At 64.8% G+C, this 19,259-nt stretch carries 17 protein-coding genes; 2 read left to right on the top strand and 15 right to left on the bottom strand.

What is annotated here, in order from left to right:
* Positions 1-62: 62 nt before the first annotated feature.
* The gene (locus tag ACFQX9_RS36955; RefSeq protein WP_018453770.1) at positions 63-707 is read right to left on the bottom strand and encodes a TetR/AcrR family transcriptional regulator; all 645 of its coding nucleotides are present in this window, start codon (positions 705-707) and stop codon (positions 63-65) included.
* A 116-nt stretch (positions 708-823) separates the two neighbouring features.
* Between ACFQX9_RS36955 and ACFQX9_RS36950 the strand changes: the two genes are divergently transcribed.
* On the top strand, positions 824-1,468 hold the full coding sequence (locus ACFQX9_RS36950) for a glutathione binding-like protein (RefSeq protein ID WP_085348914.1): 645 nt from the start codon (positions 824-826) through the stop codon (positions 1,466-1,468).
* Positions 1,469-1,520: 52 nt separating this feature from the next.
* Here the strand turns inward: ACFQX9_RS36950 and ACFQX9_RS36945 are convergent, their stop codons facing one another.
* The 8 genes from ACFQX9_RS36945 to ACFQX9_RS36910 all read right to left on the bottom strand — a co-directional run bounded on the left by ACFQX9_RS36945 (position 1,521) and on the right by ACFQX9_RS36910 (position 11,477).
* Entirely contained in the window at positions 1,521-2,825 is a 1,305-nt protein-coding gene (locus tag ACFQX9_RS36945) for a TRAP transporter large permease (protein WP_085348915.1), read from the bottom strand.
* 34 nt (positions 2,826-2,859) lie between these two features.
* Entirely contained in the window at positions 2,860-3,453 is a 594-nt protein-coding gene (locus tag ACFQX9_RS36940) for a TRAP transporter small permease subunit (protein ID WP_085394693.1), read from the bottom strand.
* 9 nt (positions 3,454-3,462) lie between these two features.
* A complete protein-coding gene (locus tag ACFQX9_RS36935; RefSeq protein ID WP_018453766.1) occupies positions 3,463-4,461 on the bottom strand; it encodes a TRAP transporter substrate-binding protein in 999 nt (332 codons plus the stop codon).
* A 39-nt stretch (positions 4,462-4,500) separates the two neighbouring features.
* Positions 4,501-6,159, bottom strand: a complete 1,659-nt coding sequence (locus ACFQX9_RS36930) for a hydantoinase B/oxoprolinase family protein (protein ID WP_085359478.1) — start codon at positions 6,157-6,159, stop codon at positions 4,501-4,503.
* Between the two features lie 2 nt (positions 6,160-6,161).
* A complete protein-coding gene (locus ACFQX9_RS36925) occupies positions 6,162-8,246 on the bottom strand; it encodes a hydantoinase/oxoprolinase family protein (RefSeq protein ID WP_204512226.1) in 2,085 nt (694 codons plus the stop codon).
* A 141-nt stretch (positions 8,247-8,387) separates the two neighbouring features.
* Positions 8,388-9,194 carry an NAD-dependent protein deacetylase gene (locus ACFQX9_RS36920; RefSeq protein WP_377791977.1) on the bottom strand — a complete coding sequence of 269 codons (807 nt, stop codon included), beginning with the start codon at positions 9,192-9,194 and terminating at the stop codon, positions 8,388-8,390.
* Between the two features lie 52 nt (positions 9,195-9,246).
* Positions 9,247-10,083, bottom strand: a complete 837-nt coding sequence (locus tag ACFQX9_RS36915; protein ID WP_377791976.1) for an SDR family oxidoreductase — start codon at positions 10,081-10,083, stop codon at positions 9,247-9,249.
* 80 nt (positions 10,084-10,163) lie between these two features.
* Positions 10,164-11,477: a solute carrier family 23 protein gene (locus tag ACFQX9_RS36910; protein WP_377791975.1), complete on the bottom strand. Its 1,314-nt coding sequence runs from the start codon at positions 11,475-11,477 to the stop codon at positions 10,164-10,166.
* Positions 11,478-11,601: 124 nt separating this feature from the next.
* Here ACFQX9_RS36910 and ACFQX9_RS36905 point away from each other — a divergent pair, with 124 nt between their 5' ends.
* Positions 11,602-12,936 (top strand): dicarboxylate/amino acid:cation symporter, encoded by a 1,335-nt coding sequence (locus tag ACFQX9_RS36905; RefSeq protein ID WP_085359486.1) that lies wholly within the window; start codon positions 11,602-11,604, stop codon positions 12,934-12,936.
* 187 nt (positions 12,937-13,123) lie between these two features.
* On the opposite strand, the gene ACFQX9_RS36900 is transcribed toward ACFQX9_RS36905, so the two are convergent.
* The 6 genes from ACFQX9_RS36900 to ACFQX9_RS36875 form a co-directional block, all read right to left on the bottom strand.
* Positions 13,124-14,737 carry an ABC-F family ATP-binding cassette domain-containing protein gene (locus tag ACFQX9_RS36900; protein WP_377791974.1) on the bottom strand — a complete coding sequence of 538 codons (1,614 nt, stop codon included), beginning with the start codon at positions 14,735-14,737 and terminating at the stop codon, positions 13,124-13,126.
* A gap of 171 nt (positions 14,738-14,908) precedes the next feature.
* Positions 14,909-15,256, bottom strand: coding sequence for a RidA family protein (locus ACFQX9_RS36895; RefSeq protein WP_007596366.1), 348 nt, complete (start codon positions 15,254-15,256; stop codon positions 14,909-14,911).
* A 14-nt stretch (positions 15,257-15,270) separates the two neighbouring features.
* On the bottom strand, positions 15,271-16,392 hold the full coding sequence (locus ACFQX9_RS36890; protein ID WP_018453758.1) for an FAD-binding oxidoreductase: 1,122 nt from the start codon (positions 16,390-16,392) through the stop codon (positions 15,271-15,273).
* Positions 16,389-17,807, bottom strand: a complete 1,419-nt coding sequence (locus tag ACFQX9_RS36885; protein ID WP_085348925.1) for an NAD(P)/FAD-dependent oxidoreductase — start codon at positions 17,805-17,807, stop codon at positions 16,389-16,391. Before ACFQX9_RS36885 ends, ACFQX9_RS36890 begins: the two co-directional genes overlap by 4 nt.
* Complete coding sequence (locus ACFQX9_RS36880) at positions 17,804-18,100, bottom strand: (2Fe-2S)-binding protein (protein ID WP_018453756.1); 297 nt, start codon at positions 18,098-18,100, stop codon at positions 17,804-17,806. Before ACFQX9_RS36880 ends, ACFQX9_RS36885 begins: the two co-directional genes overlap by 4 nt.
* A gap of 19 nt (positions 18,101-18,119) precedes the next feature.
* Positions 18,120-19,256 carry an FAD-binding oxidoreductase gene (locus ACFQX9_RS36875; RefSeq protein ID WP_085348926.1) on the bottom strand — a complete coding sequence of 379 codons (1,137 nt, stop codon included), beginning with the start codon at positions 19,254-19,256 and terminating at the stop codon, positions 18,120-18,122.
* Positions 19,257-19,259: the final 3 nt, after the last annotated feature.

Below are 19,259 nucleotides of genomic sequence, written 5' to 3'. Positions count from 1 at the left end.
GATTCGGTGGCTAGGGGTCCTGGCTTTCGCCAGGACGACGTTAGCTCGCGCCACGCAACCGCCTAGCTCTTTCGTCCCACCATCACGTCGATCGCTCCCTTCACGATCGCCTCGAGATCCTTCCGCGACACGCGCGCGCGCGAACGAATGGCAATTGAGTGCACGGTCGCTGAAGCGAGCTGCGCCAGCACGGCGGGATCGGCGCTTTCGGGCAATTCGCCTTTCTCCTTGGCGCGGCGGAAGCAACTCGCAAACGCCTTGTCGAGTTCGTTAAGGCCATCGAGCACCATGGCGCGGATGTCGGGATCGCCGACCGCTTCGGAGGCCGCCGTGACCACGGTGAAGCAGCCGCGCGGGCCGGTTGCGCCGGACAGATAGATGTTCAGCGCGGAGGCGAAGATACGCTCCAGCCGCTGGCGCACGGGCATCTCCTGTCGAAAGATCTCCACCATGGATGCGCGCGCGTCCTCACGGTAGCGCTGATAGCTCTTGATGTAGAGCTCGCGCTTGTCGCCGAAGGCGCCATAGAGGCTCGGGCGATTCATGCCGGTGGCTTCGCTGAGATCGTCGAGCGAGGTCGCGGCGAAACCCTGCGTGCGGAACAGGTCGAGCGCCTTGCCGAGCGCGACCTCGGGTTCGTAGGCGCGCGGACGGCCGCGGCGCTTGGGCTCAGTGGCAGCAGCTGGCGGCTTCGATTTTTGTACCATTTCGCAATTTAATCCTTGACCAATGCCATAATATGCAGGACAGTACAAAAATCAATCTGGCCAGGTTGAGCGCCACTCCAAAAGTCACATCGAAGAATTGCCCAAGGAGGCTCAAGATGGATCTTTATTTCTCGCCGCTCGCCTGTTCGATGGCGAGCCGCGTCGCGCTGTATGAAGCCGGCGCCGAAGCCAATTATCTCGAAGTCGATCCGCCGACCAAGACGGTGCTGAGCGACGGCACCGACTTTCGAACCGTGAACCCGATCGGCCTGGTGCCGACACTGCGGACGGACGACGGCGTGGTGCTGACCGAGAACGCCGCGATCCTGCAATATATCGCCGACCGCTTCCCGCAATCGGGTCTCGGAGCCGCAGCGGGCATCGAGCGCACGCGACTGCATCAATGGCTCTGCTTCATCGGCACCGAGCTGCACAAGGGCCTGTTCATCCCGGTGCTCGACCGCAAGGCGCCGCAGGAGACGAAAGCCTACGCGCTGGAGAAGAACCTGTCGCGGCTGGACTATCTCGACAATTACCTGAAGGGGCGCGACTTCCTGCTCGACCAATTCAGCGTCGCCGACGCCTATCTCGTCACGGTCATCAACTGGACCATGGCGACGCCGCTGATCGAGCTCGCCAAATGGCCGAACGTGAAGGCCTATTACGAACGCCTGCGTCAACGGCCCTCGATCGCCAAGGCGATCGCGGAAGAGTTCGAGCTGTACAAGGCCGAGCAGGCGCGGAAGAAGGCCGCGGCGTAAGCTTTGACGATTGAGGCGCGCCGTCCCGGCTGAGCGGCCGGGACGGCGCAATCTATCCGTACAACACCCTCGGCAGGATCGTGACGATGCCGGGCCAGAGCGTCAGCAGCAGCACGAATCCGACCATGATGAGGAGATAGGGCATCGTGACGCGCGCGATGTAGCCGAGGCCGTCGTCGGTCAGGCCTTGGATCACGAACAGGTTGAAGCCGACCGGCGGCGTGATCTGGGCCATCTCGACCGCAAGCACGAGGAAGATGCCGAACCAGATCTCGTCGAAGCCCGCGCCCTTCACGATCGGCAGCACGATCGGCAGCGTCATCACGATCATCGAGAAGCCATCGAGGAAACAGCCGAGGATCAGATAAAAGATAATCAGCACCACGATCAGCATGAACGGCGATAGCCCCAAGCCCTTCACGAAGGCGGCGACTGCCTGCGGGATGCCGAGGAAGGCCGCGGCGTTGCCGAGGATCGAGGCGCCGAGCACGATCAGCGCGATCATCGAACAGGTCACGACCGAGCCGATCAGCACGTCACGCATCACCTGCTGCGACATCGAGCCCTGCGCCCAGGCGACCAGCGCCGCGCCGAACACGCCGACCGCGGCGGCCTCCGACGGCGTCGCCAGCCCGCCATACATCGAGCCGAGCACGCAGGCGATCAGGAACAGCGCCGGCGCGAGGTCCTTGAGCGCCGCAAACCGTTCGCGCCATGGCACTTGCGAGAGCTTGGCTTCCGCCTCCGGCACCATGCCGGGGTTAAGGGTCGTGTGCAGCATCACCCACCCCATGAAGGTGGCGGCCAGCAGCAGTCCGGGCAGCACCCCGGCCGTGAACAGTTTCAGGATCGAGACGTCGCCGAGCACGCCGTAGATGATCATGATGTTGGATGGCGGGATCAAAAAGCCGAGCGTGCCGGCGCCGGCGAGCGAGCCGATCGCGATGTCGCGGGAATAGCCGCGGCGCAGCAGTTCGTTCAGGGACATGCGGCCGATCACCTGCGTCGTCGCCGCCGACGAGCCGGAGATTGCGGCGAAGATGGTGCAGCCGATCACGTTCACATGCAGAAGACGACCCGGCAAAAGCCCCGCCCAGGGCGCGAGCCCCTGGAACAGAGAACGTGACAGACGGGTGCGAAACAGCAACTCGCCCATCAGGATGAACAGCGGCAGCGCCAGCAGTTCCTGCGTCGTCAAGATGTTCCAGGCGTATTGCGGCAGCAGCTTGTCGAGCGGGATTGAGCGGAACATCGCCAGCAGCAGCGTTGCGGTGAGCGCAAGCGTCAGGCCGATCCATACGCCGCATGCCAGAAGCGCAAACAGGATCCCGAAGAGAGCAACGACTTCGATGGTCATGGTATCCGGTGTCTGCTGGCTGGCGCGTGGGCGATCATTCGACGGGCGAGGCCTTCATGCGGTGGTCCTCCAGCGGCAGGCCGAGCACGGCCTGGATCACGCGCGCCAGGAACTGCAGCGTCAGCAGCAGCATGCCGAAGGTGACGACGGCCTGTGGAAACCACAGCGGGGTGTCGCTCGAGGTCGAGACCTGGCCGCGCACATAGGCGCCGAAGGCGAACTTCGCCATCGATGATGTCAGGAAGGCCATGAAGGCGAAGCCGGCGGCGGCCGACAGGATTTCGATCGCGCGCTGAAACGGAGCGGAGACGTTCTTCAGCAGCAGCACGACACGGATATGGCCGCCGACGCGCAGGGTCATGGCGGCGCCGAAGGTGAAGGACGCCGCCATCAGATAGGAGGAATACTCCCACGCGATCGAGATTGTGGGCGGAAAGAACGGCAGGAAGTTCGAGAGGAAGCGCGTTGCGACCTCGCACAGCATCAGCAGCGTCAGCATCAAGAGGCAGCCGCCACCGATCCAGCCGTCCAGCCGGCCAAGACGGTCGATGCCGTCGAGCAGGATGCGCAGCGGCGCCGGCGCCGCCGCGTTGAGACTATGGGACGACGCAGGCAAAACATCTGCCACTGCAAGTCCTCAGCGCTTCATTTCCGCGAGATAGGCCCGCACCGGCTTGTCGGCCGCCGGCACGCGCTTGACGAAAGCGTCGAGCTGCGGCGCCGTCTTGGCGCGAATGTCCGTGATCATGGCATCCGAGACCGGCACCACCTCCATGCCGCCTTCCTTGAGCCGGTTGAGGCTGTCGACATCCGCCTTGAGCGAGTTCGCCCAGAAGCCCGGCTCCATCTTCGCGGCAATGCCGGCGACGAGCTGCTGCTGATCGGCACTCAGCGCCTTCCAGGAATCGAGGTTGACGGTGAGCATCTGCGACGACCAGACGTGGTTGGTCGGGTAGATGTATTTCAGGAATTCCCAGAATTTTCCGTCGACGCCCGACACCGACGAGGTGGATACGCCGGAGACCGCGCCCGACGCCAGCGCCGGGATGGTCTCGCCCCACGGAATCATCACCGGCGCCATGCCGACCACGGCCAGCATGTCGACGGCGTTCTTGTCGGGCACGCGGATCTTGATGTTCTTCAAGCCGTCGACATCGGCGACCTTGACCTTGAGATGCAGATATTGCGTCGGCCAGGGCACGATGTAGAGGATCTTCTGGTTGTTGCGCGCGGCGACCTTCTCGTATTCGGGCCGCACGTATTTGTGCAGCACCTTCAATTCGTCCATGGAGCCGCAGAGAAAGGGAATGCTTTCGACGCCCATGAAGGGTTCGTCGCCGACCTGCTGAATATTGAGGACGTCGGCGAGCGGCACCAGACCGTCGCGGACGGCGCGCAGATGCTCGGGGCCCTTGAAGCCGAGCTGTCCACCGGCCTTCACGGTGATCGCGACCGAGCCAGCAGTCTGCTTCTTCACCTCTTCCGCGAAGGCAAACGCGTTCTGGGTGTGGAAATTGCCGTCGGGCCATACCGTCGACATGTCCCAGCTTACCGTCGCCGCTCGCGCGCGGGTCGAGATGTGGCCGGCTGCGAGCAGCGTCGCTGCGCCCGCGGTAAAAGTCCGTCGCGTGATCATTGAGCCCCTCCGTTTGCTACGCGCACGACGCCTGAAGCGTCATCGCGTGTGCCCATAAATTTCAACCGCATTGTCGGCAGACACGAGGCCGCTTTCGATGTCGTCGTTGACGGCTGTCGGCGCGCGCTCCCGGGGATCGCCGATGCCGGCGCCGCCTGGTGTCAGCACCACCAGCCGGTCGTCCGGCGGCACCTGCTGAAAGCCTTTTCCACGCAGCTTCTTGCCGGACTTCAGGCCGACATAGCCGGCCTCGCCGTTCTTGCCGCCATCACGTCCGCGTGGCGGATGATCGATGCGATCGAATGCCGCCAGGATGTCGAACGGCGCATCGACACCGCTGCCGACCTCGATGATCTGGCCGAGGCCCCCGCGGGTTCGCCCTGCCCCGCCGGAATCCGGACGCAGTTCCTTGCGCCAGAAGATCAGCGGCGTCTGCGTCTCGGCGATCTCAACCGGCGTGCCGCGCACGCCGCTGGGATAGGCGGTCGCCGACAGCCCGTCCTTCGCGAAGCGCGCGCCGGTCCCGCCATTGGAGGTCACCGCCATCGAAAATCCGTAATTGCCGCCGGCGCCCGAGCGGGTCTGGCCACGCACGTTGAGATTCCACAGGCACGAGGTGCCTTCCGCGGGCACGCGCTCGGGAATGATCTGGCGCAGGCAGCCGAACACGACATCGGGCAGCATCTGGCCGATGATGTGGCGCGAGGCGACCGGCGCCGGCTTTGGCGCATTGAGGATCGCGCCTTTGGGAGCCGACACCGTCAGTGGCGAGAGCGAACCGGCATTGTTCGGAATCTGGGAGGCGACGACGCAGCCGAGACCGAACACGGTGTAAGCGATGGTGTAGGACAGAGGCACGTTGATGCCGAACCTGGACGCGGCCGAGGTGCCGTCGAAGTCGACGTGGATGCCTTCGTCCGAGATCGTCAGCACGGCGGCCAGCGTGACCGGCTCATCATAGCCGTCGACCACCATGGTGTTGCGCCAGCTGCCTTTCGGCAGTTTGGCGATCTCGGCCAGCACGGCCTCGCGCGAGCGGTCGCAGATGTAGTCGCCGAGCGCATCGAGCGAGTCGATGCCGAACTCGGTCATCATCTCGACCAGGCGCTCGCAGCCGACGTCGTTGCAGCCGGCGAGCGAATAGGTATCGCCCTCGGTGTCGATCGGCAGCCGCGTGTTGGTGCGGATCATCGCCATCAGCGTCTCGTTGACGACGCCCTGGTCGATCAGCTTCAGCATGGGGATGTAGAGCCCCTCCATGAACACGTCGGTGGCGTCGGGTCCGAAGCCGATGCCGCCGATGTCCATGAGATGGCTGGTGCAGGAAAACAGCGCGACCGGCTTGCCGTCCTTGAAGCAGGGCGTGGTGACGACGAAATCGTTGAGATGGCCGGTGCCCATCCAGGGATCGTTGGTGATGTAGGCGTCGCCCTCCTTCATCGTCTCGATCGGAAAGTGGGCGATGAAGTGCTTGACCGATTCCGCCATCGAGTTGACGTGGCCGGGCGTGCCGGTCACCGCCTGCGCCAGCATCCGTCCCTTGAGGTCGAACACGCCGGCCGAGAGGTCGCCGCATTCGCGCACGATCGGGCTGAAGGCCGTGCGGAGCAGCACCTGCGCCTGCTCCTCGACCACGGCGATCAGCCGGTGCCACATGATCTGAAGGTCGATCAGGCTCGCGCCGCTTGCCTTGCTCATGATCAGGCCGCCTTCCGTTCCATGACGATGCTGCCGGCACCGTCGATATGGGCATCAAAACTGTTGGAGACGAACGTCGAGGTCTCGTCCTCCGCGATCACGGCGGGACCTGCAATCGTCGCGCCTGGCGCCATGTCCTCGCGGCGATAGAGCGGGATCTCGATCACCTCCCCGACCCGGCCATCGAAGAACTTGCGGCTGCCGGTCGCCTTCCCGGCGGGCTTGCGCGTAACGGTTGCGACAATAGGCGGATTGCGCGCCTCGGTCGTCGCAAGCACCGACCAGCTCAAGACCTCGATCGCCGCACCCGGGATCGGCCGCTCGAACATCACCGCATAATCCGCCTCGAACTTCTGACGCAGGCCGGCCAGATCGGCCGTCGCCAGCCGCCGGTTCGGCAGTTCGATCGAGATCTCATGGCCTTGACCGACATAGCGCATGAAGGCCGCGCGGCGCTCGCGGACCGGCGCGCCTGCCGCACCCGTCTCGACCAGCGCACGCGCTTCGGTCACCATCTCCTGGAGCAGATCGGAGACCCCTTCGGTGTCGAAATCGTCGAGCCGCACATGACGGCTGCGCACCAGCTCGTAGGCGATCGGAGCCGCGAGGAAGCCAACGGCCGAGCCGACGCCGGCATTGGAAGGAACGATCACGCGGGAGACACCGATCTTCTCGGCGACGCGCGCCGCATGCAGAGGCGCCGCGCCGCCGAAGGCGATCAGCGTGTGCTGACCGACAATCTCACCGCGCTCGACCGCATGCACGCGCGCCGCGCTCGCCATGTTCTCGCAGACGACCTCGTGCACGGCATAGGCCGCAGTCTCTGCCGACAGACCCAGCGGCTCGCCGACGCTGCGCAGCAGCGCCTGCTTCGAGAGTTCAGGGTCGAGCTTGATCGTGCCACCCGCGAAGTCGTCCGGATCGATCATGCCGAGCGCGACGTCGGCATCCGTCACGGCCGGGCGCAGGCCGCCGCGGCCGTAGCAGGCGGGCCCGGGCTCCGACGAGGCACTCTCAGGACCGACCGTGACGCGCTTCATCGCATCGACATGGGCGATCGAGCCGCCGCCGGCGCCGATCTCGACCATCTCGATCACGGGAATCCGCACCGGCAGACCCGAACCTTTCAGGAAGCGCGCTGCGCGATCGACCTCGAACACGCGCGAGGTCTCGGGCTGGTATTTTTCGATCAGACAGATCTTTGCCGTGGTACCGCCCATATCGAAGGACAGCACCTTGCTCTCGCCGAGACGCGCCGCGATCTGCGCCGCGAAAATGGCGCCGCCGGCAGGACCGGATTCGACGAGGCGCACCGGAAAGCGCCGCGCCGTCTCGATCGAGGTGACACCGCCGCCGGAGGTGACGAGATAGATCGCGCCGCGGTACTGCTCGACCTGCAAGGCGTCGGACATGCGAGCGAGATAACCATCGATTAGCGGCTGCACATAGGCGTTGGCCACTGCAGTCGATGTGCGCTCATATTCGCGGATCTCCGGGCACACCGCGGACGATACGGTCACGGAAATGCCGGGCATCTCCTCACTGATGATCGCGGCCGTGCGGCGCTCGTGCTCGGGATTGGCGTAGGAGTGCAGGAACGCGATTGCGACGCTCTCGACGTTCAGCGCGCGCAATCTTGGCGCGAGCGCGCGCACCGCCGCTTCGTCCAACGGGAGGCGGACGGCGCCATGCGCGTCGATGCGCTCGGGCACGGTGAAGCGCAAAGATCGCGGCGCCAGCGGCTTCGGCTTGTCGATGGAGAGGTCATACTGGTCGTAGCGGCTCTCGGTGCCGATATCGAGCACGTCGCGAAAGCCCTCGGTCGCGATCAACGCCGTCTTGGCGCCGCGACGCTCGATGATGGCGTTGGTCGCGAGCGTCGTGCCGTGAATGAAGACGTCGATGTCGCTGATATAGGCGCGCGCATCAGCGAGAATGAGCCGCATGCCGTCCAGCACCGCCTCTTCCGGCCGCTGCGGCGTCGTCAGCAATTTGCGCGTCTTGCGCACCTCGCCCACGTCCAGCACGATGTCGGTGAACGTGCCACCGATATCGACGGCAAGCCGCACCTCGGCTCCCTCAAGCATTCCAAACTCTCCGTGCTGATCGTCAAGACCGAGGACAAAAGCGCAGCAATTTCCATGCCATGGATGACAGGAACATGCTGCCGTCCAGCTATTCTGCTTGGCACCCATGCAATAGGCAAGGCGTGTTCGCAGGCCGCGCGATCAGAGCAGGAATGCAAGCGCCGCTTCGCAGCGCTCCTCGACCTTCAGCGTGAGGAGATCATCGGCGCGGGTGCGTCCGAGATTGACCGCAGCGATCGGGATTTGCCGTTGCGCGGCCGCCTGCACGAAGCGGAAACCGGAATAGACCATCAGTGACGAGCCGACGATGAGCATGGCGTCCGCCTGCGCCAGATGATCCTGCGCGGTCACGACCACGTCGCGCGGGACGGTCTCGCCGAAGAACACGACGTCGGGCTTGAGGATGCCGCCGCAGGATTCGCAGGCCGGCACCTTGAACGACGAAAAATCCGCATGCTCCAGGTCCGCATCGCCGTCGGGCGCATCGGCCGCGTCGAGCGTCAACCATTCCGCATTGGCGTGGCCGAGCGTCTCCTGGAATTCGCTCCGCGGGGTCTTTTGACCGCAGCCCATGCAGCGGACCAGATCGAGCCGGCCGTGCAGGTCGATCACCTGGCGGTGGCCGGCGGATTGATGCAGCCGGTCGACGTTCTGGGTCAGCAGCATTCCGCAACGCCCGCTCGCCTCGAGCCGGGCGAGCGCGTGATGCGCATCGTTCGGCCTCGCCTGGCCGAACCGCCGCCAGCCGATCAGGCTGCGCGCCCAATAGCGCCGACGCGTATGCTCTTCCGACATGAAAGCCTGGAAGTTCACCGGCTGGGTCCGCTTCCAGTCGCCGTGACTGTCGCGATAATCGGGGATGCCCGAATTGGTGCTGCAGCCAGCGCCGGTCAGCACGAACAGATTTTCGTGCCGGCCGACGAAATCGCGGAGCGGATGATTTGCCATGACGCAGATGTAGTCTGCGCAGGCCGGTTTTGCCAGATGGCGAGGAAGCCCGCTAGCTTGCCCAGTTCTCGCGGAATTCGGGAAACAGCGTCAGACCTCCGCACGCATAGATGGTCTGCCCCGTGATGTAGCTGGCCTCATCCGAGGCGAGGAAGGCGAACACGCCGGCGATCTCCTCCGGCGTGCCGACACGGCCGAGCGGAATGTGGCTGGTGACCACACCGCGCTTTTCCGGATCGCCGGTCCAGGCCGCGTTGATTGGGGTGTCGATCGCGCCTGGACCGACCGCATTGACGCGAATGCCGCGGCCGGCGAATTCGAGTGCCAGCGTGCGTGTCAGATTGGCCATGCCGCCCTTGCTGATGGAATAGGCGAGGTAGCCGGGTTTCGGGATGATCTGGTGGACGCTGGAGCAATTGATGATGCTGCCGCCTGCGCCGCGCGCAACGAAATGCGCGAGCGCCTTCTGGGCGCAGAGCACGGCGCCGTTGAGATTGACGTCGATGATGCGGCGATAGGTGTCGATGTCGAGCGCCTCGCTCGGCGATTCCCGCTGGAAGCCCGCATTGTTGACCAGGCAGTCGAGACGCTTCCAGCGCGCCAGGATCGTCTCGAACATCGCGGCTACGCCCTGCTCGTTGCTGACGTCGGCCCTGACGACGACATGGTCGAGCTTGCCGTGGCCGCGATCGCTCGATGCCGTACGCGCGTACGCGAGCACCTCCTCTGCCTTTTCCGGATGATCGACATAGTTGATGGCAACGGTCGCGCCTTCCTGGGCAAGCCGAATGGCGACGGCGCGGCCGATGCCTTGCGAGGCGCCCGTCACCAGCGCGTATTGGCCGACGAGGCGCGAAGAAAAGGTGGTCGAGCGGTCGATATGTGGCATCGTTCTTCTCCGGGGGACACATCAACATGGAGGGAACCGGCGTTTTGTTCCATCCGTCGGCGCACCGCTGGGATTCACTCCTAGCGGCGAGCCAGTCGCGAAGTCAGGATCTGGTACAGAATGATGGCGCCAAAGGTTGCGGTGCCGATCCCGCCGATCGTGAAGGCGCCGAATTTGAGCGTGAGGTCGCCGGCGCCTGCGGTGAGCGCGACCGCGACGGTGATCAGGTTTGCCGGACTTGAGAAGTCGACCTTGTTCTCGACCCAGATCCGGCCGGCCATTGCGGCGATCAACCCGAACAGCACGATCGAGAGCCCACCGATGACGGGACCCGGGATCGACAGGACCAGCGCGCCGAATTTCGGCGAGAAGCCGAGCACGATCGACACCATCGCCGCGAAGGCAAACAGCAAGGTCGAATAGACCTTCGTCGCCGCCATGACGCCGATGTTTTCGGCATAGGTGGTGACGCCGGTGCCGCCGCCGCAGGCGGCCACGATGGTCGCGAGGCTGTCGGCAAGCAAGGCGCGGCCGAGATAGTCATCGAGGCTCCGGCCCGTCATGGCGCCGACGGCCTTGATGTGACCGAGGTTCTCGGCGACGAGAATGATCGCGACCGGCGCGATCAGGACGATTGCATCGGCCTGGAAGGTCGGCGTGGTAAAACTCGGCAGGCCGATCCACGACGCAGCCGAAACTTGCGTGAAGTCGATCGGCCTGCCGAAGCCGAGGCCGTTCGCGAACAGCAGGTACAAAAGATATCCGCCGATCGCGCCGAGAATGATCGGCAGGCGGCGCCACAGGCCAGGCGCGCCAACGGCAACCACGCCGATGATCAGAACGGTCGCGAGCCCGATTCCTGTGTCGAACGCATTGGCGCTCACTGCCTTGACCGCCACCGGCGCGAGGTTGAGGCCGATCGCGGCGACCACAGCGCCGGTGACGACCGGCGGCAACAGCTTCTCGATCCAGCCAACCCCCGACCACATCACGACCAGCGCGATCAGGCCGTAGAGGACGCCGGCTCCTACGATGCCGCCAAGCGCAACCGACAGGTTCGGGTTCGGCCCGTGCCCGGCATAGCCTGTGGCGGCGATCACGACCGCGATGAACGCGAAGCTCGAGCCGAGATAGCTCGGCACGCGCCCCGCGACGATGACGAAGAAGATCAGCGTGCCGATGCCGGAAAACAGCACCGCAACATTGGGATCGAACCCCATCAGCAGCGGCGCGATGATCGTCGAGCCCGACATTGCGACGCAATGCTGGAGACCGGAGACGACGGTCTGGCCAAGCGGCAGCCGCTGCTCGGGCATGATCACGCCGGAGGACTTCAGAATCCAACGCGGAAAATAGCCTTGCGCTCGCCCATCGGAGCCCGTTGCAATCGGCATGTTCCCCCCAGTTGCGGTGCAGCGACCGATCTTCGTGCGAACAGACAAAAATGTGATTGTCGCTTCTGCAGCGGCCATCACATGATGCAAATCAAACAAGATCAATACGTCCGGGGCCTATTCTATGACACAGATTGCGATCCAGCCAGCCGTCCACCGCCGGCACCAGCCCTGGTACAAGATCCTCTACATTCAGGTGCTGATCGCGATCGCACTCGGGGTGCTCGTCGGCTATTTCTATCCCGATCTCGGCAAGGCCCTGAAGCCGCTCGGCGACGGTTTCATCGCGCTGATCAAGATGATGATCGCGCCGGTGATCTTCTGCACCGTGGTGCACGGCATCTCCTCGATGGGCGACCTCAAGCGCGTCGGTCGGGTCGGGCTGAAGTCGCTGATCTATTTCGAGACGGTCTCGACCGTGGCGCTCGCGGTCGGCCTGCTGGTCGGCGAGGTGCTCCAGCCCGGGCACGGCTTCAACATCGATCCCGCCACGATCGACCCGAAATCGGTGGCGACCTACGTCACCAAGGCCAAGGAAGAAGGCATCGTCGCCCATCTGATGGCGATCATCCCCGACAGCTATCTGGGCGCCATCGCACGCGGCGATCTGTTGCAGGTGCTGCTGATCTCGATCCTGTCGGGCTTCGCCATCGCGTTCCTCGGCAAGGCCGGCGAGCCCATTGCGGAGGCGATCGACAAGGCCGCAAAGATGTTCTTCGGCATCATCCGCATCATCGTGCGCGTCGCCCCGATCGGAGCGTTCGGCGCGATGGCGTTCACCGTCGGTGCCTACGGCCTCGGTTCGCTGCTCAACCTCGCGGCCCTGATCGGCACGTTCTATCTCACCAGCATCCTGTTCGTGGTGGTCGTGCTCGGCGCAATCGCGCGGCTCGCCGGCTTCTCGATCTTGCGTTTCATCGCCTACATCAAGGACGAGCTGCTGATCGTGCTCGGCACCTCGTCATCAGAAACGGTGCTGCCGCAGATGATCCAGAAGATGGAGCATCTCGGCGCCTCGCGTTCGGTGGTCGGCCTCGTCATTCCGACCGGTTACAGCTTCAACCTCGACGGCACCAACATCTACATGACGCTGGCAACGCTGTTCCTGGCGCAGGCGACCAATACCCATCTGACCATCTGGCAGGAGCTCGGCATTCTCGGCATCGCCATGATCACCTCGAAGGGCGCCTCTGGCGTGACGGGGGCGGGCTTCATCACGCTGGCGGCGACGCTCTCGATCGTGCCCGACATCCCGATCCAGTCGATTGCGATCCTGGTCGGCATCGACAAGTTCATGAGCGAGTGCCGCGCGCTGACCAATCTGATCGGCAACGGCGTCGCCTGTGTCGTCATCAGCATCTCCGAAGGCGAGCTCGACCGCGATGCGCTGCACGAGACCATGGCCCATCCGCTGGAGATGGGTGAGGCGCTCGAACCGGGCGGCAGCGCCGCCTCCTAGGCGGGCGCAGGTTGGGCGGCGTCCGGTTCCAACGCGGTAGTTTCCCGGAGTGGTAAATTGGAGCGACGCGAGTCACAACTGCTGCGTTGGGATCACGGATTGATACTCATCTTTTTCCACCCGACGCGCTGGGGGCAGGGCGTCGGGTTTTTTGAAAATTGTCGTCGTGCCGAACCGCAAAGCGGGATCAAATGATCCTGCAACCGGCGCGCTGCCTCGGGGCAGCAAGATCGAGCCGTCGGGTAATCCCGATCGCCTGCAAAAACGCCTCATCATGACTGACGACGAGCAGCGCGCCGTCATAGGCCCTCAAGCCCGCTTCGACGGCTTCGATGGATTCGATGTCCAGATGATTGGTCGGCTCGTCGAGGATCAGCAGCGACGGCGGCATCGCTCCGCCCAGCACGCAGGCAAGGCCTGCACGAAACATCTGCCCGCCGCTCAAATGTCCCGCAATCTGCAAGGCGGCATCGGCTCGAAACATGAACCGGGCCAGCGCCGCATGGCATTCATTTGCACCCGCCTTCGGATGGAAGCGCCTGAAGTTATCCAGGATGGAGACCGCGGGATCGAGCAGGCTGGCCTTCTGATCGAACAGCGCAAGATCCGGCCTGACCCGCATGGTGCCGGAGAGCGGACGTAGTTCGCCGGCGACGAGTTTCAGCAGCGTCGTCTTGCCGGAACCGTTGGGTCCGACAATTGCCAGGCGCTCCGGACCAACGATCGCGAGCGATAGATCGCGCAAGACTTCCCGGTCCGGCCGATAGCCGGCGCTGACGCAATCGAGCCAAACCACCTCCCTGCCCGCTGGCAGCCGGGTCGAGGGCAGCTTCACCGACAGCGGCTGAAGAATCTCGATGCGCCGGCGCGCCGTATCAAGGGCCTCAAGCGCATCCGCACGCCGCCGCTCGGCGATCTGCGCGGTCTTGCCGCCGGTGTCTTCGCTACGGTCCTTGCGTGCGCCGGCCAGGATGCGCGGCATGTCGCCCTTGGCGCGCTTCTTCTTACCCCCGCCGTCCTTGCGCGCTTTCCTCTCCGCGGCCTCCTGCGCTTTCCCGTCGATCTCGGACAGGCGCCTCTGGGCATGCGCGAGGTCGTGCCTGACAGCCGCGAGCGCAACGGCTTTCTGCTCGCAATAACTGCTCCAATTGCCGCCGTATCGCGTAGCTCCGAGCGACGTCAGCTCGACGATCGCATCCATGGTTTCGAGCAGGCTCCGATCGTGGCTGACGACGATCGCCCCACCGCGCCAAGACGCAAGGAAATCGATCACCGCCTTGCGCCCCTCCCGATCGAGATTGTTGGTGGGCTCGTCGAGCAGCAGGAAGTCTGGCTCCGCAAAGATCAGCGCGGCCAGACGAACCCGCGTGACCTGCCCGCCCGACAGGCGGTCGAGCTCGATCTCCGGAGCGACGTCGAACCCGACACGCGCAAGGGCGGACGTAAGCCGTGTTTCGAGGGTCCAATCGACCTCGGAAACCTCCTCGGCCAAGGCATCCCCGCGCTCGGCACGGCGAAGCAGATCGAGCGCGGCTCGCGCACCGAACAGGTCGATCACCTTCGCGCCCGCAAGGGGCTGGACGTCCTGGCGCAACAGACCAACGGTTCCGTTGATAGCAACGCGCCCCGATTGAGGAATGTGCTCTCGCGAAATCGACGCAAGCAGCGTCGTCTTCCCGACGCCGTTGCGGCCGACGAGGCCGGTCCGCTCGGCGCCGAACGTCAGATCGATATTGGAAAAAAGAGAGCGGCCGTCAGGCGAGGACAGCGACAGGTTGGACAGGATGATGGAAGCAGGCATGGAATTCCCCGTGAGCAAGGCAGGTCGGCTTTGCGGTCGGGGTCAAATCCATGGATCTCGAATATCCTGTTTGAGGGCTCTCTAACTAATCCCATCGAAGGGCGAGATCAAGGCGAGGCTCTGAGGAACGACGGCGCGCGGAGCGCCGACGTCCGCCGCAGGCCCGCGCGATCAACCCTTGAGCGCGGTGACCACGACCTCGATCAGCGCGCTGCCGCCGAGATCGGCGACGCCGACGGTGGCGCGGGTCGGCAGATTGTCGCCGAAGAACTCGGTCCAGACCGCGTCCATCTCCTTCTTCTTGGAAAGGTCCGTGACGAAGATCGAGGTGCTCACGACGCGCGACTTGTCGGTGCCCGCTTCCTTCAGATAGCCGGCGATCTTGCCGAGGATGTTGCGGGTCTGCTCGCCCATCGACACAGAGGTGTCGTCGGCGATGGTGCCGCCAATGAAGACGAAGCCGTTGGCTTCGACGGCGCGGTGCATGATGGGCGTGCGGATGCTGCGGGTAATGCTCATGATGTCCTCTTTTGCTAGAGCGTGGAGGGGTGGAAACGGTCGATGCCGAGATCGCCGATGCGGGTCTGGGTGCCGCCGTTGACGATCAGCTCCGCCATGACGGCGCCCGCGCCGGGGCCGAGCTGGAAACCGTGCAGCGAAAAACCGAATTGGTGATAGAGGCCCTTGTGCCGGCTGCTCGGTCCAAACACGGGCAGATCGTCCTTGGTCTTGGCCTCGATGCCGGCCCAGGCCCGCATGATCGTCGCGTCGCGCATGACCGGGAACAGCTCGAACACGGTGCGGGCGCTGGTCGCGAGGCTTTTCCAGTCCAACACCGTCTCGTTACGATCCTGATGGGGCGTAGCCAAATGGCCGCCGCCGATCAGCACCGTGCCGTTCTTGAATTGCTTGAAGGACAGCTTGCGGCCGCGCAGGATCACGACCGGATCGATGAAATGCGGCACGCGCGAGGTGATCATCAACATCGGCGCCACCGTCTCGACCGGAACGGGCTCACCGAGCGCGGCTGCGATGGTCCCGGCCCAGGCGCCGGCGGCATTGACGAGCACCGGCGCGGCAAAACTCTCGGCGCCGACATCGACATGCCAGAGACCATCGGTGTGCCGGATATTCGTGGCGGCAATGCCCTCGCGCACGGTCGCACCTAGTTGCTCCGCCTTGCGACGGAACGCCGTCGTCGCCTGCGCGGGATTGGCCGCACCGTCGCGGCGCGAGACCACGCCGCCGGGACAGGTCTCGGCCACCGCCGGCACGAGGCGCCGCAGCTCTGCGGCATCGATCAGCTCTTCGTGGGTGAAGCCGAGCGCGTTGAGCTCGGCCACACGTGCGCGGCAGACCGCGAGTTCCTCTTCGTTCTCGGCGACGAGGACCTGGCCATAGCTCTCAAAGCTGCAATCGTCGTCGAGGAGATCGGTGATCTTCTCCCAGATACCCATCGAGCGGATCGAAAGCGGGATTTCGGGGATGTGCCGCGCAAGCTGGCGCACGCCGCCGGCGTTGACACCGGAAGCGTGCCGGCCGGCATAGTCCTTCTCGATCAGCACCGGCTTGAGGCCGGCGAGACACAGATATAGCGCGGTCGAGCACCCGTGGATGCCGCCGCCGACGACGATCGCATCCACGTTTTTCGTCATCCGCGCACCACCGCCTTGATGTCGTCTGCGCTCTTCGGAACGGCGGCGAGCTCGGCGAGCGTGATCGGCTTGACCGGCGCGCGCAGCCGGTAATAGCCGATGTCCTGCGGGCTCTTGCCCCGTGCCTGCGCCATCAGCTCGGTGACGGTGAGGCCGCAGAGCCGGCCCTGGCACGGCCCCATGCCGGTGCGGCGGTAGGCCTTGAGCTGGTTCGGCCCGGTCGCGCCGATCGCGACGGCGTCGAGAATATCCTTTGCGGTGACCTCCTCACAGCGACAGACGATGGTGTCGCCTGCGGGAATGCGAAACTGCGGCGCCGGCCGGAACAGCGTGTCGAGAAAAACGCGACCACGTTCGGCCTTGGCGAGATCGGCGCGGAGGCTCGCCATCGGCGCAAATTTTTTTGCAGCCGCAGGCGCCAACGCCTCCACTGCCGCGCGTGCCGCGATGCGGCCGCGCACTACGGCTGCGTTCGCCCCGCCGATGCCGGCGCCGTCGCCAGCAATCGCAATGCCGGCGACCGACGAATTGCCGCTGGCATCCAGCACCGGAGACCAGCACAATTGCAAATCATCCCAGCGATGCTCGATTCCGGCCGCCATCGCCAGATTGACGTTGGGCACGACGCCCTGGTGCAGCAGCAAGAGATCCGCAAGGACGGTCTCGCGTTTGCCGCCGGCGACATAGCTGACGTTCGCGAGTTGGCCGTCACCAGCGGCAGCAAGCTCGCTGACACCTGAGACGACCTGCACCTTCGCCTTCACCTCGCGCATCATCGACAAGCCCTTGGCGAAATACGGCGAGGTCAGGAAAGCGAAAGCGTGGGGGAGTGCGGCGAAATAGTTTCCGCGCTCGGTGGTGTCGAGAATGCGATCGATGCGACCGCCGAGACGCAAGATCTGCGCGGCGAGCAGCCAGAGCAGCGGCCCCTGCCCCGCGATCACCGTGCGGCCATCCGGCACCAGGGCCGATGATTTCAACATGGTCTGCGCGGCGCCCGCGGTCATCACGCCCGGAAGCGTCCACCCGGGAATCGGAAACGGCCGCTCCAGCGCGCCGGTCGCGAGGATCACGCGCCTGGCCTTGACGAAGGCGGACGCGCCGCCGACCGAGACGGCGATATCGAGATTGCGATCGAGGCTCCAGACCGTTGCGCGCTGAATGACCTCCGCGTTGCCTGCGCGTAGCGCCTGCACGAGATCGGTACCGACCCAATAGTCCTCACCGAGCTGGCTGCGGTCGGTCACCGGCGTCGAGGCGATGGCACGAAACACCTGGCCTCCGGGGCCGATATTCTCGTCGAGCAGCAGCGTGGACAGGCCGGCTTCGGCGGCCGTCGCGGCGGCGGCAAGGCCGGCAGGCCCGGCCCCGATCACCACGACGTCATATTCTTCGCGCTTGGGAGCCACAGTCATTTCCCGATCTCCCGCTTGCCCTTCTGAATCTCAATCTGCATGCCGTCGGTGACCGGCACCAGGCAGCCCTGTCGGTTGCCGACGCCATCGATGGTGACGAGGCAATCGAAGCACACGCCCATCATGCAATAGGGCAAACGCAGCGCCCCGCTGACTGCGGTCGAACGGCGTGCATCGCAGCTCGAGGCCAGCAGCGCGGCGGAGACGGTGTCGCCCTGCCGCGCCGCGACGGCAACGCCATCGACGAAGATTTGCACCGCTGGCCGCTTGTCCTGCTCGGATCGTTTGAACATCCTGGCTCCTTCAATGTCCCTAGTAGCCGCTGTTGTTCGCGGCACCGGCGGCGCCAAAACGGCTGGCCGAGAACGCGCCGACCAGCTCGGGCTCGAGCGCGCCTTGCGCAACCATCCGCGCGATCTCGAAGGCGTGGTTGGAGGCGAGTGTCACCCCGGAGTGGCAGCAGGCGACGAAGGCACCGGGATGCGTCTCCGACTGGTCGTAGATCGGAAAGCCGTCCTGCGGCATGACGCGGATGCCGGCCCAGCTCCGGACCACGTTGAGCCGCGCGAGATGCGGAAACATGCGCTGGGCGCGATCCGTCATCACGGCGCTGATCGAGTGCTTCAGCGCGCGATCGTCGAGCTCGTCTTCCTTGCTGTCGCCGATCATCACCGTGCCCTCGTCGGTCTGGCGGATCGTGGTCAGCGGATGCGGCAGAAAGGGCATGGTGCGCTCGGTCACCACGATCTGGCCGCGGGTCGGGCCCATCGGGGCGTGGAGACCGACCATCGGCGCCAGGGTCTGGTTAGCATTGCCGGCGGCGAGCACGATCTTGGCGGCACGGAGCTCGCCCGGCGGCGTCGTCAGGCAGAATTCGCCGCTGCTCCTGCTGATCGCCGAAACCGGGCGCTCCGGAAGATAGTCGATGCCGAATGCCTTGAAGCCGGTGTGGAACGCACGAAACGTGCGCAGCGAATTGACGTGACCGTCGAGTGGACAATAACTGCCGCCGGAGACCTCGGGCCCGATCAGCGGCAGTGCCTTCTTCACCTCGGATGCCGGCAGCATCTCCATCTTGTAATCGGCGGCACCCGTCTGGTTGTGCATGCGCTTGACCAGCTCGGCGCGCTGACCGAACTCGTCCTCGCCAAGCGTCAGATGAAAACCGCCGTTCTGCTGAAGCGAGACATCGAGGCCGGTCTGCTGCTTCAGCTCCGAGGCGAGCCTGCTCCACGCCTGTGACGCCTGCACCGTCCAGACGGTATAGGCTGGCATGCCGAGCCCCTTGCTCTGGACCCAAACCAGCGCAAAGTTCGCGCGTGAGGCGCGCTTGGTGATGTCGCCTTCGTCGAGCACGGCCACCTTCTTGCCGAGTCTTCCCAGGCCCCAGGCGATGGCGGAGCCGAGCAATCCGCCGCCGACGACGGCGACATCGTAATCTGTTCGCATGGA

It is taken from the genome of Bradyrhizobium sp. GCM10028915 (assembly GCF_042666195.1).
GTDB classification, from domain to species: Bacteria; Pseudomonadota; Alphaproteobacteria; order Rhizobiales; family Xanthobacteraceae; genus Bradyrhizobium; species Bradyrhizobium canariense_D.
This window is presented reverse-complemented; position numbering and strand designations above follow the sequence as displayed.